The organism is Proteus vulgaris, from assembly GCF_033708015.1.
GTDB lineage: Bacteria > Pseudomonadota > Gammaproteobacteria > Enterobacterales > Enterobacteriaceae > Proteus.
Genome location: NZ_CP137920.1, coordinates 366,039 through 381,556 on the forward strand (window position 1 = coordinate 366,039; position 15,518 = coordinate 381,556).

A 15,518-nucleotide genomic window follows, 5' to 3' on the forward strand; every position below is an offset into this window, starting at 1 on the left:
GGTAATACCTTAACCTTGATAATTATGCGGTATTACTCGTCGCTATTCAAACCTGCGCGATTAAGTAAGAACTGAGACAATAAAGAAACAGGACGGCCTGTTGCCCCTTTTGCTTTACCTGAACGCCATGCTGTACCGGCAATATCTAAGTGAGCCCAGTTATATTTAGTTGCAAAACGCGCTAAGAAACAACCCGCAGTAATTGCCCCCCCTAAACGCCCACCTGTATTGGCTAAATCAGCAAAATTAGATTCGATTTGTTCATAGAACTCATCGCCTAATGGTAAACGCCAAGCGCGGTCACCTGCCTGCTCTGATGCATTCATTAATTCATGCGCTAATGGATTATGATTAGACATTAATCCGCTGTAGTGATGGCCTAAAGCCACCATACATGCACCGGTTAAGGTTGCGATATCAACAACTAACTCAGGTTCAAAGCGTTCAACATAGGTTAATGTATCGCACAGCACTAAACGACCTTCAGCATCGGTGTTTAATACTTCGACGGTTTGACCTGACATAGTTGTTAAAATATCACCAGGACGATACGCTTTTCCACCCGGCATATTTTCACAACCCGCAAGCACACCAATGACATTGATTGGTAACTGGAGTTCAGCAACGACGCGCATCACACCATAAACCGTTGCGGCACCACACATGTCGTATTTCATCTCATCCATGCCATCAGCAGGTTTAATAGAAATACCACCCGAGTCAAATGTCAGCCCTTTACCCACTAACACAATTGGGCGAGCTTCAGGATCTTTATTGCCTTTATATTCGATAATCGACATTAAAGATTCATTTTGAGAGCCTTGCCCTACCGCAAGGTAAGCATTCATATTTAGCTCTTTCATTTGTTCTTCGCCAATAACACGCGTAGAAACATTGGTAGATGAATCGGCTAGTTGGCGAGCTTGAGAGGCTAAATAAGCAGCATTACAGATATTGGGAGGCATGTTAGCTAAATCTTTACATGCTTTAATACCTGATGCGATGGCTAAACCGTGTGCAATTGCGCGTTCACCACTTGGCAATTCACGACGAGTAGGTACATTAAAGACCATCTTACGTAATGGACGACGTAATTCTGTCTTATTGCTTTTTAGTTGATCAAAGGTATAGAGGCAGTCTTTTGCAGTCTCAACCGCTTGACGCACTTTCCAGTAATTATTACGACCTTTAACGTGTAACTCAGTCAGAAAGCATACGGCTTCCATAGAGCCAGTTTCATTGAGTGTATTAATGGTTTTCTGAATGATCTGTTTATACTGGCGTTCATCCAATTCACGCTCTTTACCGCAACCAATCAGTAAAACGCGCTCAGAGAGAACATTAGGTACATGATGTAACAGCAATGATTGTCCGACTTTGCCTTCCAGTTCACCTCTGCGTAACAAGGCGCTGATATAGCCATCACTGATTTTATCAAGTTGCTCCGCGATCGGAGATAAACGACGAGGCTCAAACACCCCCACGATAATACAAGCGCTGCGTTGTTTCTCTGGGCTGCCGCTTTTTACATTAAACTCCATGCGTTCTCCTGAATATTAAAGACAAAAACGGAAAGTATCGTTTAGAATAGTGATCCGCATTAATCTACCCCATAGAAAGTTTACTTTTTATGTTAAGCTAAATGCATTAATTGAACACAACTAATTTAGCTAACTTATAAGCTTGTTCTTATTGGGAACCTGTTTATAGCATGTTTTGATATCATTTGGGCTGCAAGAATGTCTAACTGAGATGCACAAATGATAGATTTACAACGAAGTTAGCGATTTTCCTGCAAAAAGACAAGTTTTCACAGGCATAACTAGCGTGATTATAATTCGATATTTAGCTCGGGAAACCCTTAAAAGTCAGATAGCCATCTTATTTATTCTGATGCTTATCTTTTTTAGCCAGAAACTGGTTGAAATTTTAGGGGCTGCTGTTGAAGGTAACATTCCTACAAACCTCGTGGTTTCTCTGCTGTGGCTGGGAATTCCTGAGATGGCACAGCTTATTCTTCCATTAAGCCTTTTTCTTGGGCTTCTGATGACTTACAGCAAACTTTATGTTGAAAGTGAGATAACCGTCATGAATGCGTGCGGAATAGGTAAGAAAGCATTAGTGCAAGCTGCACTGTTGCTCTCATTACTGACCAGCGCATTAGCAGCAGGAAATGTCATTTGGCTTATTCCTTGGTCTTCAGCGCATCAAGAGCAAGTACTTGAGGATGCTAAAGCCAACCCAAGTTTAGCGGCATTGATGGAAGGGCAATTTAAAATGTCCAGCGACCGTAATATGGTGCTCTATCTTGGTAGTGTAAAAGGAAATCAATTCCAAGATGTCTTCCTTGCACAACTGCGTCCAACGCAAGATCAGCGTCCTTCTGTTGTGGTGGCAGATAAAGGCTATACCAAAGAATTACCTAACGGGAATCAGATAGTCGTATTAAGCGAGGGAACTCGCTATGAAGGTACGGCGGTACTACGTGATTTTCGTATTACCGATTTTAATGATTACCAAGCGGTTATTGGGCACCGTGAATCGACCATCAGCAGTAATCGTGTAGAACAAAAGACGATGACTGAACTTTGGCATTCGAATGAAACAGAGTCTATTGCTGAATTCCATTGGCGCTTAACCTTGATTTTCTCTGTTGTCATTATGGCTGTGATGGTCGTACCCTTAAGTGAGGTTAATCCACGTCAAGGCCGCGTATTAAGTATGTTACCAGCTATGCTGCTTTATCTGGTGTTCTTCTTGCTACAAAGTTCATTGCACTCTAATGGTGAAAAAGGAAAAGTTGATCCTCTCATTGCGATGTGGAGTGTTAATGGCGTTTATCTCGCCTTAGCTCTCTTATTAAATGTTTGGGATACCTTGCCTATGCGTAAATTCCGTGCTCGCTTTAAGAAAGGAGTTGCCTGATGTTTGGTGTATTAGATAGATATATCGGGCGTACTATTTTACAGTCAATTTTGATGACACTATTTTTGCTGGTTTCATTATCCGGCATTATCAAATTTGTCGATCAACTTCGTAAAGTAGGGCAAGGTGATTTCACCACGCTGGATGCAGGTGTTTACGCCATTTTAAATATCCTTAAAGATGTGCAAATTTTCTTTCCTATGGCTGCCTTATTGGGGGCATTATTAGGATTAGGTGCATTAGCAACGCGTAGTGAGTTGGTAGTAATGCAAGCATCAGGATTTACCCGCTTGCAAATTGCAGGCTCGGTGATGAAAACCGCTATTCCGTTAGTTCTGTTAACAGTACTGATTGGTGAATGGGGGGCTCCACAGGGTGAACAATATGCTCGTAACTATCGTGCTGAAAAAATCATGGGTAACTCTTTAGTTTCTACTAACCGCGGTATGTGGGCTAAAGATGGCAACCAATTTATTCATATCAACCGAATAAAGAGCCAAAATGAGATGCAAGGCATCACGCTCTATGATTTTAATCATGATAGAAAACTAGAAACGGTACGTTATGCATCAAGCGCAACCTACGATACGAATAAAAAAACGTGGATGTTGAAACAGGTTGAAGAGTCAGATTTAACGGATCTACAAAAAATCACCGGTAAAAAACAGGTATCACTTGAATGGCAAACACGACTCACGCCAGAAAAATTAAGCGTTGTGGCGTTAGATCCGGATGCTTTATCGATCAGCGGGCTTTATCAGTACGTTAAATATCTAAAACAAAGTGGGCAAGAGTCAGCAAACTATGAGCTGAATTTTTGGAAAAAAATCTTTGCCCCAATCTCTGTTGCAGTAATGATGTTAATGGCATTGTCATTTATTTTTGGTCCATTACGTACTGTACCAATGGGATTAAGAGTTTTAACCGGTATCTCTTTTGGTTTCTTATTCTATATCGTCAATGAAGTTTCAGGACGATTAAGTTTGGTTTATGGCATACCCGCAGTGATTGCAGCATTAGTCCCGGGAATACTCTTTCTAACTCTGAGTCTATGGTTATTGATGAAGCGTAATCGCTAAGTCAATATCAGCCAGAAAAATAAAAGCGCCTTATTAAGGCGCTTTTATTATCACTATCGAGTATCTGACTACTGATAAAAATCTTTTGCCAGAGCACGAACAAGCGCATTCGTACCTTGAGTCACTTCACTAAACTTAGTGCCGTTAGGTTTACGGGTGATCACCACAAATACACCGATATTTAATTCAGGAATGGTTGCCATATAAGTATTAAACCCACCGCCACCGCCTGTTTTTTGGTAAATCGCGGGAATACCATTGGCGGGAGCCATATAAACCCATCCTAAACCCACGCCATCAGCACGACCTGCAACATCCATCCCTTCTATTGAAGAGAGCCGATTACGTGGGAAGTAGACTGCCTGCTCTTTACTTGCAGTTGTTTTTCTCATGGCATGATGAGAAGTCAAAAAGCCTTGCATCCAACGTTGCATATCAGCAGGTGTTGAGTACACACCACCACTCCCAGCGGCGGCAATAGTATCAGAGCATGGACTGGGCTTATATCCCACTAATAGCCGTTGACATTGTGCTGGTGTCGGCGTCAATGTGGTATTAGTCATACCGGCGGGCTGAGTGACATATTGCTGTAAAAGTTGAGGGTAACTTTTACCTGATGCTTTTACCAAGGCATCCGCTAATAGATCGTAAGCTAGGTTTGAATAAGCCGCTTGCTCTCCTGCGGTAGCTGTCAGTGTCGCTTTTTTCAGCCAGTTCCAGCGGTCGCCATGCGTTGGCCATATAAAAACAGGTCTTCCCCATTTTCCACCAGGTTGTTCTCGCGGAAAACCACTCGTGTGGCTTGCTAAATGATAAAGACGGATAGGGGATTGAGCGCTGACTAATGGAATGTCGACACCATAGTAGCTGTATTTTTGCAGTGGATCAGTGACTAATAATTTTCCATCCTCTTGTAGTTTTAACATCACTTCGCTTGTCATTAGCTTTGTGATAGAAGCGATGCGGATCAATGAGTTCATGGAGGGGGCGTTGCGACTTTTAGGTGTTGTTGTCCCAAAAGAACGATTCAAGGTTTGAGAGTTATTGATCATGACAATAACCATACCTTGAGGATTACTTTTTTGATAAATCTGTGAAGCGTATTTATCAAACAGTGTTCTTGCATTATTGACATTAGGACTTAATGCCGTAGGCCATTGTGTTAATTCAGGCACACTGTTCTGTTGGTTTAACATGGAAGGCGGTGTCGCTGGTGGTAATGACGAACGTTGGCTACACGCATTCAATGTCAGCAAAGCGACAGGGATCATAAGATATTTTAGAAAATGTTTTTTCATTTTTACTTTCAACAGAAGTCAGTGAGGTGAAAGGAATGCGATCAACATAAACTTATTTATGTTTTAATTTGGTGCCTGTTTTATCGCGCTATTTTTTCTTTATCATTTTTAATACGGCACCTAAGATAATACCAACAAATATGCCTGTTATAATCCAGCCAACAATGCCCATAACACCGCCTTCTAATCAGATTTAAACCAAATTTTGATTATATTATCAGAAATAAGAATGTCTATCAGTGCGAGAGTCAGTTATCAAAAAGTTGGCATTAAATGTGTCAAATTGTCTCTAAGAAAAAGATAGTGAAGAAAAACTGCATCATAAAAAGATATTTTTCTTATATTTTTCCTCTAAAAATGAGGTAAATATTACAGCTAAGTTACAATCTTCCTCTGTTTATACCCGTTTTCAATCCTATTATTAGTTTTTCTTTATTATTAAGTTAAAATGTGTATATCAAGAAAATGTTAATTAACAGTGTTATAGTTTGAGTTACATTGATTTTATAAACTATTATGCTGTTGTTTGTTTTTGAAGTGATTTATATTGAAGCTTTATAAAGATAATATCAGTGTATGTCATATTTTGTAATAATTTACTGATTGTGGGATTGTGAAATTAAATTTATTATAGATTCATCAAGTCGAGAGACTAAGAATATAAACGTTAAAGAGCAAAGATAGCGCAGCAATAATAGAGAGAAGTAATAAGAAGACATATTATTAAATAGCCTCTTCAATAATAAATAAGTTATATATTAGTCGTAATATTTCAACACCATTTTATTAAAGAGTAAAACCTTCTTTATAGTAGTCGAACAGTCCTTTTATATTAGATAGTCGTAGCATTATTAAATTGTTAAATAAGTTCCTTTATATTAGAGAGTAGTACCTTTGTTAAAGTAGTAAGCCCATTATATTAATAAGATACAGTATAAATAAAGAAGTACATTATATTAATAAAATATAATTACCCTCTTCCTCACACCAGGGAAGAAAAGGGCAGTGACATTATAAAAACAACTTATAGTCATTAAAATAAAACTAAGCCCTCAATTAGTAGTACTATTGGATCAAAACAACTAACCCGAGTTTTGATCCTTTTTTTATTTACCGTTATGTATTTTAAAATATATCGATTAAGTCAATTAGTTTTAACTCATTTATATAATGATGATGTTATATTAAAAAAAGATAAGAAAAAATAGAAATAAGGTAATGAATAAATAGAAATAAGGTAATGAATAAATTTAGATAAAATAACAGCAAGATAATTGATCTATTGATACAGCATGATTAAAGTATTAATGGCAGATACCTGATGTAACTAATAACTCGTGTTTTATGATAGTTATAAACCCTGACGGCTTCTCGCTCTAGGTGAGGATTTACGGTATTTTTTTCGCTAAATGCACTTTTTTTCGCCAATCAAACTGAAAACTAACAATAATTGTTGCGAGGGTTCTTCACGCAAGTATAATGGGCAGGTTTTCCAAATACACTTCAGTGCCGGAGTGGCGAAATTGGTAGACGCAGTTGATTCAAAATCAACCGCCTTCGGGTGTGCCGGTTCGAGTCCGGCCTTCGGCACCAAAAATCAGACGCTAAGAGCGTCTTTTTTTATGCCTGAAATCTCAGTTTATCTAAGACTTTGTAACCCTCTGTCCTTTAAGGGCGGTTAGGATGCCAATGGTTTTTAGTGCGTGAAGATATCTTTGATATTGTTGCTGAAAAGCGAGAACAAATACAATCTCTTATGTTACCACCACCACAACAAGCTTTAGCGCAAGCGGCACTCACGTATCGCTATGGCTGTATGGTCAAGTAAAAGTTGGAAATATTACAATATTACCAAGTAAGGCTTGTCTTCACCCTTCAGGAACTTTTTATACAGAGGACGGAGATCCACGAATATCAGGTTTAGACTGGATTACTTTAGCTAGTTTACGAGATTCTGATAACTCTATGATGAGTTACAGTGAAGTGGACGACAGCGTAGTTTCTGGCATCACCTTTTGGGGAATATTGACGATAATTAACTCTAGTTGTTTCCTTCACAATGGAAACAACTGTTTATTATCACCGTTTACTACGGCAGGATGATTATTCATAATAATTATAGATAGAAGTCATTATTAGTTTTCTACTACTATTAGATCTTTCACTTAAAGTAGAACAAGTTAATGGATTTTTATTTATATCAAAATCAGTACACTCTACGTCTGTATTTGTTAATAATTTCATCATGTCATTCTTAGGTTGAATCAATTTATTAAATATTATATCCGTTAATTGATTTTTATTATTAAATTTAAAACGTTTTATAATTTCACCATTTTTTGTAACTGTATTTATTAGGTTGTTTTCGTAAGTGTAATTTATGTTATTTTTTAGATCTTTAATTATATTGCAACTTGAATCTAACAAATACATTTCTTCTTTAAACTTTCCTTTTATATCTTTGTTAAATACCAAGTTGTTATTTATTCTATATAATTTAACTCTATCCTCATTATTCTCATTTGTTTTCTTTATCATCTCTATAGCGTCAATACACCCATTTGGAGATAGACTTAACCTAATGCCTTGAAATGGTAAGGATTCAGTATCATAATTGAATACTTGTACTGCACTTTCAATATTTCCTTTTATGGGTGAGAATTCAAATATAGCAGCGTATGAAGCCATTTTATCTGAATATTCTTTATCATTTGCAAAAGAACCTAATGATATACTTATCAGTATAAAAAATAATATTTTTTTCATAATGCTAAATCCTTTTATGATCACAATAAATTGATTTTATCAGTAGCCATTTTTAACCACAATTTTTAAATATCTATCCTACAATGGATAAAACATTATTAATCGATTTTTGGAGGTATGGCTTTTAAGCCATTAAGATAAGTATGAAAAAGATTTTTATTATCTGCATTTCATTGTTATTTACAGCGTGTACTTTAAATGCTGATATTACTCCCTATGGTAATTCTCTTCCAGATGCAAGGATTGGAATATTTTACACCAGTGAAATAAATATAACTGGGGGCGCTGTATCAACTTTGGACTCGAATGGAAGAGAAAGATTTGTCGGCGAGATAATCCCATCAGATGTAGGATTAAGTTTAAAGTATTGCAACGATTCTCCAGCCCATAATTGTATAAAGATTCAAGGTATACCCGTAAAGTCAGGAATAGTTACTGTACGGGTATATGGTGGATTATTTGGCACTAACATAGCTACCGGCGGTGAATTCGACAAAACTTATTCCATTAGGATAAAATAGATTAATGAGTTGCACTGTAGCTTCACTAACATCTACAGATGTTATGTTATAGATTGATATCTTATAAAAAATCATTGGATTGTTTGAACAGTCTTCTCACCGATGCAAACAATTTCTTTTCATATCACCCCCAGCAATTCTGAATTATCATGGAGCCCAATGATTGCATACCACTCTCTGGGTAAAGTTCAAAAAGATATAGATTTCCATACAATTACTATATCAGAGATCCCATTAAAGAAGGAGGGTATCCAAATTAAGATATCAGGCTTTACCTATGAAACCATATGTCTAGGAAAAGAGTTTAATAAACTTAAGAAATAAAAGTCGATTAACCCATTTTTCAAACTCTATACTATTGAGTATATATTTAAGTATACAAAAAATTTCATATAAATTTATATCAAATAAAAACAATGCATTGCCTAATAAAAGCGAGTCCGGCCTTCGCACCAAAAATCAGACGCTAAGAGCGTCTTTTTTTATGCCTGAAATTTAGGGCTTATGGTGTGTTTTCCTTCTGTCCACTCCCCCTGATATTTCACTTGCAGAAGCCCAGAGAGAAAAGAGATACAGCCAGAAAGTTAATTGCTAATGGTTTTGATCCCTGCGAAAAACGTAAAGAAGTGAGAGAGGGTTGCCGAAACAGATTTGAGTCGATAATGGTCTTGAACTCATTTCTGTTAACTTATTGAATTATTGTGAAGATAACCAAATTTCGCTGTGTCGTATTCAACCGGGAAAATCGCAACAAAATGGGGTTATCGAGTGTTTTAATGGTTTATTCCTTCGTGAATTTTTAATGTGGTATTTATTTGGATCGTAAAGCCAAGTTCGAAAATTAGCGTGGTTTGGGCTGCAAGGATATAACCAAAATCGAACTTACGAAAGTTTCAATCAGCCCCCATCGGAGGCCTATGGTAAACAGTTAGAAAACTCTATGTTGGTGTGTCTCAACTAACCCCACATTAACAATATAATCTTTAGTGACTGCTCCCCGCCGTAAACGGCGAGGCTTCCCACTTCTCAGACCGCAACCCTCTGTACGACGGATTTACGCGGGTCTCCATGGGCTGAAACGACGAGTCCCGCCGCGTGTAATTCCAATATGCCCTTGTGTCGGATATTGATTGCCGCATTGATATCTCGGTCATGTTCAACTCCACATTCAGGGCATTGCCAGATACGCTTATGTAGTGGCATTTCTGACATTTTATGACCGCAACAATGACAGGTTTTCGAACTGGCAAACCATTGATCCAGTTTTACCAGATGGACGCCTTTTTCTGCGGCTTTATATTCCAGCTTTGTGATAAAACCATGCCAGCCTGCATCACCGATAGCGCGAGCCAGACAGTGGTTTTTCATCATATTCGCCGATTTCAGTGTCTCGACAATTACCGCTTGGTTTTCGTCAACAATTGCACGAGAGAGTTTGTGTTGAAAATCAGCACGGGCATTGGCTACCCGTTCGTGTACACCTGCAAGCTGTATTCGGGCTTTACGGCGATTAGCACTCCCTTTTTGCTTGCGAGATAAGGCTTTTTGTTTTCGACGTAGGTGACGGCTGGCATTGATAAGGTGGCGCGGATTAGCAATCTTATTGCCGTCTGATTTGATGGCGTAATGACTCAGCCCCACATCAAGCCCCGTGATATTTGATATCAATGTTGGCTTTGCCGGTGCTTCTACCCCGTCATCACAGAGTAGTGACGCATAGTATTTTCCGGTTGCGCTGCGGCTCAGTGTGATACTTTTCAGCGCCCCCGTAATTTCACGATGTAAACGCGCTTCAATCGGTGCGATTTTCGGGATTTTTATCGCGCCATCAATGACTTTGATCCCGACACAATGATAGCTAGATTGTCTGCCATGCTTACTTTTAAACGTGGGAAAACGGGCTTTTAGTTTCGGATTAAAAAAGTTGGAGAAAGCCACGTCAAGGTTAATCACCGCCTGCTGCAATGCAATTGAATCATATTCTTTAAGCCACCCATATCTGCGGGATTTTTTCGCCACGGCAAGCAGCGGTTTAAGGTCTTTACGCGGGTTTAAATTTACGCCGTGCCGCTGGTAAGCGTCTTTCTTGATGTGCAGCGCTTTGTTGTACGCAAAACGAACCGCACCGAACTGAGCGTTGAGATATTCAGCCTGTTCTGGTGTTGGGTAGATGCGTACTTTTGTTGCTCTTAATATCATCAGCGCTCATTGATATAATATTTTTATTTTAACATGTTAGGGCAATATATCAATTGAGTAATCATGATGATTTACTGGCGGGAACCCTCAGAAAGCGGCACAGTGTCAGTAAACTGGTCGTGCCTCTGATCTTTACGACAAAGTATCGACGTAAGCTATTTGACGGACAGATGATCGCTCAACTGCGTGATGCATTTGACTCCGCTGCGGCAAAACTTGAATGCGAAATTATTGAGATGGACGGAGAGCCTGACCATGTGCATCTGCTGGTTGCTTACCCGCCAAAACTGGCGGTCAGTGTGATGGTCAACAATCTGAAATCAGTATCGTCGCGCCTGCTGCGCCAGCAAAACACACATTTACGGACACAAAGTAAAACGGGACTTTTGTGGTCAAGGTCGTACTTTGTCTGTAGCACCGGAGGGGCAACGATTGAAACACTCAGAGCCTACGTTCAGAGCCAGTCAACGCTTGATTGATCTTTAAAGCCCTGCAGGCCTTTCGCCTTATATCTCCGCCCGCACTGGGCGAGGGTTTACGGCGTTTTTCGCTAAATACTTTTTCATAACCTGCTTTTTCAAACCATTTTGCTAATACCCACCATGTGGTCGCGCCAGAAAGGGGGGAATCTATAGTATCAAAGCTAAGTATTGTGCTTTCTGTGTCTCTAAGGCTTGCTAATGTTACCCAATCAAGTCCTGAAATAACTGAGCCATAAGCATCATTGAAATGTCCATTAGGATTACGGCAACCTTTACTTGGTATTATTCTTAAGTTGCCAATCTTAGTTGTACCATATTGCCATAGTTCTTTTGCAGCTTGTTCATAGATATCAGGTCTATCTCTTAGCAGACAATAAAAAAATGCAGCAGATCCACACAAGCTTGTTCCTCCTTGATTGGGATAATCAAAATGCTCCATTCGCTGAGGTAATTCAAACTTAAATAGGCTCTTTTCAAACGGATCTTTAGCACTTCCTTGGGGTATTCTTTTGCAATAAATTGTCTTTCAGGCACAGTAAGTTGCAATTTAATGGTGTTATCACCTTCATTAGCTGGCTTTGTTTGCCCACTTGATTCGAAATAACAAGCTTGGTCAGACTGCTTTCTGTACGAGTGCTAGATTTTATTGATGGTTCGGTTACATAACAATCTTGAATAGAATTAATGAGTTTTGCTTTGCAAGGGCAGGCGCTAAAGCTGTCTAAGGTTCCTGCGATACGCGGTTATTTCCCAAAACATAACTAATACCACCCAGTATTTGGTAAGTTCCAGAGTGTTTACCACAGGTAACAAGATCGCCTTCGCGTGCTGCGGAGGAGCCATAAAACTTAAAAGTATCATCACCTGTTATTATTTGACCACCACAGGTTGTTTTATTACCTACTCGTAAAAAATATCCATTAGCCATATAAATTCCCTTTTGACTTAAGTGAAATTACATTGTTGGCTAGATAAAGATAATTAACAAGTTATTTTTAAGTATCTATTTGATTTTTAATTTTTTTATGTAGGCTGATATTTTCGAATAACATTATGGGAGGTAAAAATGATCAACAGGAAACGGTCTGATTGACTATTTTTTGGACAATACTCTAATCTTATTCACCGCATTCTTATTAAAAAATCCCCATATCAAATAACTAATTTTTAATATGGGGAAAGTAAATAATCATCACTATTTAAATGTTTATATAAAAATACATTTAAATTGAGTAAATTATATTTTAGTCAGATCCTTCACTTTCTAAAATCAATTTACATGATATCCTATTGAGCTCAATGAATTCATTCCATGTGTATTGTTTATGATAATGCAATAGATATTGCCGATCGACTCGGCATATATCAGGGCGTTCATGATAAATTGAGCATAGCATGGTTTTTTCATCATAATTCATGCAAATTCCATCACCTCTATCAAGAAACTGTGTTTCTTCAGCTTGATTGACATGACGACAACATGCTCCACATTTTTCACATGGAAATGAATGTGTAGTAGTTAATATCATAATGAATTTAACCAGCCACCAAATGCATTATCATCATTAGCATCGAATGGTAACTCTATGTTATTGCGTTTAATTTCATTATTAAGAATTAATTTTCTTTCAAATTCTGAATTTGTGTTTTGTAGAGAAGTGACAAATTGCTGCATCTCTATAATATTGAAATTAAATTCAAGCTTAGTTAATTCCTCTAAATATCTATCAAGTTCTCGATTAACATTCTGATAATATTCTAATGTTAATTCATATTTATCACGAAATTTATTTAAAAAATTCCATACTCGTTGCATCAATGCGCTATGCTCTAAAAAATAACACATTGTTAATGTTAATAACCCTGAAGACAATGCACCAATAAATAAGGCAACATCATTACCAAATGGGAATGTAAGAATACCATTAAGCCAAGATGTTATTATCGAACCTAAAATAACAGAAATACTAGTAGAAATAATTTTAGTTGTTGCTTTTAATAACTCACCAAGTGGTAAATTATCTGGGTTAAAAAATATAAGTTTTAAAGCGGAAACTAAACTACTCCAAGACTCTCTAATTAATTTTCCTATCAATTTTGTTGAGGTCAGAAAAATATTAAGCAATGTTGTCGTTACGCTAGCTAATAAGCCACCAAAAAAACCATTTTTAAACTCAGTGAAAAAATCTTTAAATCTAATTTTTAATCTTTCCCAAATATTGGCAACAACGTCACCAAGATCCTTTAAGAAAAAATCAAATTTAAAGTTTGATTTATGATTAGTGATAAGTTTAGGAATGGAATCTTTTAATTCAAACCATAGTTCAGCAAATATAATTCCCAGCATTTGCCTTGTACCCATTCGAAAACCAATATTTATTGCTGAAGAGGCTGTGCTAGAAAAAAATTTGCTACTGGTATAATACTTACTATCAATTTCAGCATCATATTTTTTTCTTGCTTTGGCATCTATAGCAACCATTTCTTCAAAATTGGCTTTTTCTTTATTTTTAAGAGAGGTTAATCTTTTTCTTTCATTATCTGTTAGTTGTGCTTTTTTTTCTAAGGTATTAATTTCAGAATTTATTTCAGTCTGTTGGGTTTGTAACCTTAGGATAAAATCAGACATCGAATCTGCTTTTTTGGATTTATTTAATGTCTCATTTGTAAAAGTAAGATTATAATCTCTATTCGCTAAATCTTTACCATCAAGCTCAGCAAGAAGACGTGCAGGATCATTATGTATCTCGTGGGCAGCGATAATATGGTCTAGGTTAATTTTATCGTTTTGGTTAAAAGTCTCGCCAGTATAAGAATCTTTTAATTCCCCATTTAATTTATGCTGCTTTCCTTCTCTGTTTGTATTTATATAGTTCTGATGTTTATGATAAGCATCTTTGTCATATTTTTCACGATTTTCATAATTGGATTTTTCAGTATCCGTAGCCCAAATATTTTCTCTCACATTATGTGTTGTATCAACATCACCACCTTTTTTGTCTTTTAATAATAAAAAATCTAAACCAAAAGATGTTACAAGGCTTTGAACAATCGTATTATTAATTTCTTGTTGCCAATTATAATCTGTACGTTCCATGATTTTGTACCTATAAATAGCAGCATAATTACTGCTATTTATTTTGAATTAAGCTCTTAAGATAATGTCGCGTTTTTTGCTATATTCAATTGCTTTTCTAAAGCATCTTGATTCAGTACTTGCAAGCCGTTACTATCAGTTTGAATTTGAATAACTCCATCAGTAATAACTGCTTCTTGCTTATCATTTAACTGCGGTTTAAAAAGTGGGGTAGTGATTAAGTGTGTCATGATTGCAGCTAATTTATAGCCATTTTCAATTGTTTTAATAATGTTTTCACTAACACCTTCTAAATTAGCTCTTCCCATCGCTTTGTTTTGTTGCATTTTTTTATCGGTATCGATTAAATCCAACAGATAAGGCTCAAAAATTTTAAATTGGGCAGTCAGAACATCATAGATTGAAACTACATATTCTTTTGTTTTGATTAAATGTTTTTGTGCTAATTCCATTTTTTTGACAGCTGAAGAGACTTCTGAACGAATTTTTTGTGCATTATCTAATGCTTTTTCAGCGTGATTTGCATAAGCCCAGCCAGCGATTGCAAGAATAGGCGCGACAACTGCACCACCAAGCACCATTGCGCCACCTGCCATGCCCCAACCGCCTGCTGCTAATGAGCCACCACCAATTGCAGCCATTGTTGCATTATAGGCTGCCGCTCCTGATAAAGCTGCAATAGGCGTTCCTGTTGAAGCCGCCGCAAATGCCATCACACCACCATATACAGCGAAACCAGCTGCGGCACTTGACGCACCAGCACCTACAACAGTACCTAAATATTCTGTTGCAGAAATAGCTAAATTTTCAATTTTATTGATTTCATGACGTGGTATGGTGATGGAAATGTCATTTCCAGACTTATTAATTTTTTTCAAAATCTCTTGGGCTATTGTATTAAATTTATTGAAATCTTTACCTATTTGTAATTCAAGAGCACCCAATTTTTCTAAATGAATAGAGGTATTATTGTTTACACGATCAAGTTCTTCTTTTTTACTATCATATTTATCTTTAGCAGTTGATAAAATATCATCAGCTTCTGATTTTGTTTGATATCCATCATAAGCTTTCTTTCCGCCAAATGCAGCAGCAGCGATCGCAGCACCTGCAATAATAAATGGTATTGCCATAACCTATTCTCCAATTAT

Annotated in this window: 13 protein-coding genes, 1 tRNA gene and 2 pseudogenes; 7 read left to right on the forward strand and 9 right to left on the reverse strand. The window is 37.3% G+C overall.

Features of this window, described 5'->3' with window-relative positions; all coding sequences use genetic code 11:
- Nucleotides 1-32 precede the first annotated feature (32 nt).
- Nucleotides 33-1,541, reverse strand: a complete 1,509-nt coding sequence (pepA, locus tag SB028_RS01915; protein WP_069369814.1) for a leucyl aminopeptidase — start codon at nt 1,539-1,541, stop codon at nt 33-35.
- A gap of 286 nt (nt 1,542-1,827) precedes the next feature.
- On the opposite strand from pepA, the gene lptF reads away from it, so the two are divergent.
- A complete protein-coding gene (lptF, locus tag SB028_RS01920) occupies nt 1,828-2,925 on the forward strand; it encodes an LPS export ABC transporter permease LptF (RefSeq protein WP_069369813.1) in 1,098 nt (365 codons plus the stop codon).
- Nucleotides 2,925-4,004, forward strand: a complete 1,080-nt coding sequence (gene lptG / locus SB028_RS01925) for an LPS export ABC transporter permease LptG (protein ID WP_069369812.1) — start codon at nt 2,925-2,927, stop codon at nt 4,002-4,004. The genes lptF and lptG overlap by 1 nt, the downstream gene beginning before the upstream one ends.
- A gap of 68 nt (nt 4,005-4,072) precedes the next feature.
- On the opposite strand, the gene ampH is transcribed toward lptG, so the two are convergent.
- Nucleotides 4,073-5,302 carry a D-alanyl-D-alanine-carboxypeptidase/endopeptidase AmpH gene (gene ampH / locus SB028_RS01930; protein ID WP_069369811.1) on the reverse strand — a complete coding sequence of 410 codons (1,230 nt, stop codon included), beginning with the start codon at nt 5,300-5,302 and terminating at the stop codon, nt 4,073-4,075.
- A gap of 1,508 nt (nt 5,303-6,810) precedes the next feature.
- On the opposite strand from ampH, the gene SB028_RS01935 reads away from it, so the two are divergent.
- A tRNA-Leu gene (locus SB028_RS01935) sits at nt 6,811-6,895 on the forward strand.
- 118 nt (nt 6,896-7,013) lie between these two features.
- A pseudogene (locus tag SB028_RS01940) lies at nt 7,014-7,115 on the forward strand (DUF945 domain-containing protein); the annotation flags it as partial.
- 290 nt (nt 7,116-7,405) lie between these two features.
- On the opposite strand, the gene SB028_RS01945 reads toward SB028_RS01940, so the two are convergent.
- Complete coding sequence (locus SB028_RS01945; protein ID WP_069369810.1) at nt 7,406-8,068, reverse strand: hypothetical protein; 663 nt, start codon at nt 8,066-8,068, stop codon at nt 7,406-7,408.
- Nucleotides 8,069-8,211: 143 nt separating this feature from the next.
- Between SB028_RS01945 and SB028_RS01950 the strand changes: the two genes are divergently transcribed.
- Together SB028_RS01950 and SB028_RS01955 are read left to right on the forward strand one after the other, a co-directional pair.
- Complete coding sequence (locus tag SB028_RS01950) at nt 8,212-8,589, forward strand: hypothetical protein (RefSeq protein ID WP_069369809.1); 378 nt, start codon at nt 8,212-8,214, stop codon at nt 8,587-8,589.
- Between the two features lie 622 nt (nt 8,590-9,211).
- A pseudogene (locus tag SB028_RS01955) lies at nt 9,212-9,550 on the forward strand (integrase core domain-containing protein); the annotation flags it as partial.
- A gap of 65 nt (nt 9,551-9,615) precedes the next feature.
- On the opposite strand, the gene SB028_RS01960 reads toward SB028_RS01955, so the two are convergent.
- Nucleotides 9,616-10,785 carry an RNA-guided endonuclease TnpB family protein gene (locus SB028_RS01960; protein WP_318860131.1) on the reverse strand — a complete coding sequence of 390 codons (1,170 nt, stop codon included), beginning with the start codon at nt 10,783-10,785 and terminating at the stop codon, nt 9,616-9,618.
- A 56-nt stretch (nt 10,786-10,841) separates the two neighbouring features.
- Between SB028_RS01960 and tnpA the strand changes: the two genes are divergently transcribed.
- Nucleotides 10,842-11,267: an IS200/IS605 family transposase gene (gene tnpA, locus SB028_RS01965; protein ID WP_318859757.1), complete on the forward strand. Its 426-nt coding sequence runs from the start codon at nt 10,842-10,844 to the stop codon at nt 11,265-11,267.
- Here the strand turns inward: tnpA and SB028_RS01970 are convergent.
- The 5 genes from SB028_RS01970 to SB028_RS01990 all read right to left on the reverse strand — a co-directional run bounded on the left by SB028_RS01970 (nt 11,230) and on the right by SB028_RS01990 (nt 15,500).
- The gene (locus SB028_RS01970; RefSeq protein ID WP_171729921.1) at nt 11,230-11,670 is read right to left on the reverse strand and encodes a hypothetical protein; all 441 of its coding nucleotides are present in this window, start codon (nt 11,668-11,670) and stop codon (nt 11,230-11,232) included. The genes tnpA and SB028_RS01970 overlap by 38 nt on opposite strands.
- 321 nt (nt 11,671-11,991) lie before the next feature.
- Entirely contained in the window at nt 11,992-12,198 is a 207-nt protein-coding gene (locus tag SB028_RS01975) for a PAAR domain-containing protein (protein WP_069368096.1), read from the reverse strand.
- 316 nt (nt 12,199-12,514) lie between these two features.
- Nucleotides 12,515-12,799 carry a YkgJ family cysteine cluster protein gene (locus tag SB028_RS01980; RefSeq protein ID WP_128860610.1) on the reverse strand — a complete coding sequence of 95 codons (285 nt, stop codon included), beginning with the start codon at nt 12,797-12,799 and terminating at the stop codon, nt 12,515-12,517.
- Nucleotides 12,796-14,367, reverse strand: a complete 1,572-nt coding sequence (locus SB028_RS01985) for a cobalamin adenosyltransferase (RefSeq protein WP_069368095.1) — start codon at nt 14,365-14,367, stop codon at nt 12,796-12,798. The genes SB028_RS01980 and SB028_RS01985 overlap by 4 nt, the downstream gene beginning before the upstream one ends.
- Nucleotides 14,368-14,423: 56 nt before the next feature.
- Nucleotides 14,424-15,500: a chemotaxis protein gene (locus SB028_RS01990; RefSeq protein WP_069368094.1), complete on the reverse strand. Its 1,077-nt coding sequence runs from the start codon at nt 15,498-15,500 to the stop codon at nt 14,424-14,426.
- Nucleotides 15,501-15,518: the final 18 nt, after the last annotated feature.

Coding starts and splice junctions, on each gene's coding strand:
- SB028_RS01980 (WP_128860610.1), bottom strand. CDS start 12,799: ATGATATTAACTACTACACATTCATTTCCATGTGAAAAATGTGGAGCA.
- SB028_RS01985 (WP_069368095.1), bottom strand. CDS start 14,367: ATGGAACGTACAGATTATAATTGGCAACAAGAAATTAATAATACGATT.
- SB028_RS01975 (WP_069368096.1), bottom strand. CDS start 12,198: ATGGCTAATGGATATTTTTTACGAGTAGGTAATAAAACAACCTGTGGT.
- ampH (WP_069369811.1), bottom strand. CDS start 5,302: ATGAAAAAACATTTTCTAAAATATCTTATGATCCCTGTCGCTTTGCTG.
- SB028_RS01990 (WP_069368094.1), bottom strand. CDS start 15,500: ATGGCAATACCATTTATTATTGCAGGTGCTGCGATCGCTGCTGCTGCA.
- lptG (WP_069369812.1), top strand. CDS start 2,925: ATGTTTGGTGTATTAGATAGATATATCGGGCGTACTATTTTACAGTCA.
- pepA (WP_069369814.1), bottom strand. CDS start 1,541: ATGGAGTTTAATGTAAAAAGCGGCAGCCCAGAGAAACAACGCAGCGCT.
- SB028_RS01945 (WP_069369810.1), bottom strand. CDS start 8,068: ATGAAAAAAATATTATTTTTTATACTGATAAGTATATCATTAGGTTCT.
- SB028_RS01950 (WP_069369809.1), top strand. CDS start 8,212: ATGAAAAAGATTTTTATTATCTGCATTTCATTGTTATTTACAGCGTGT.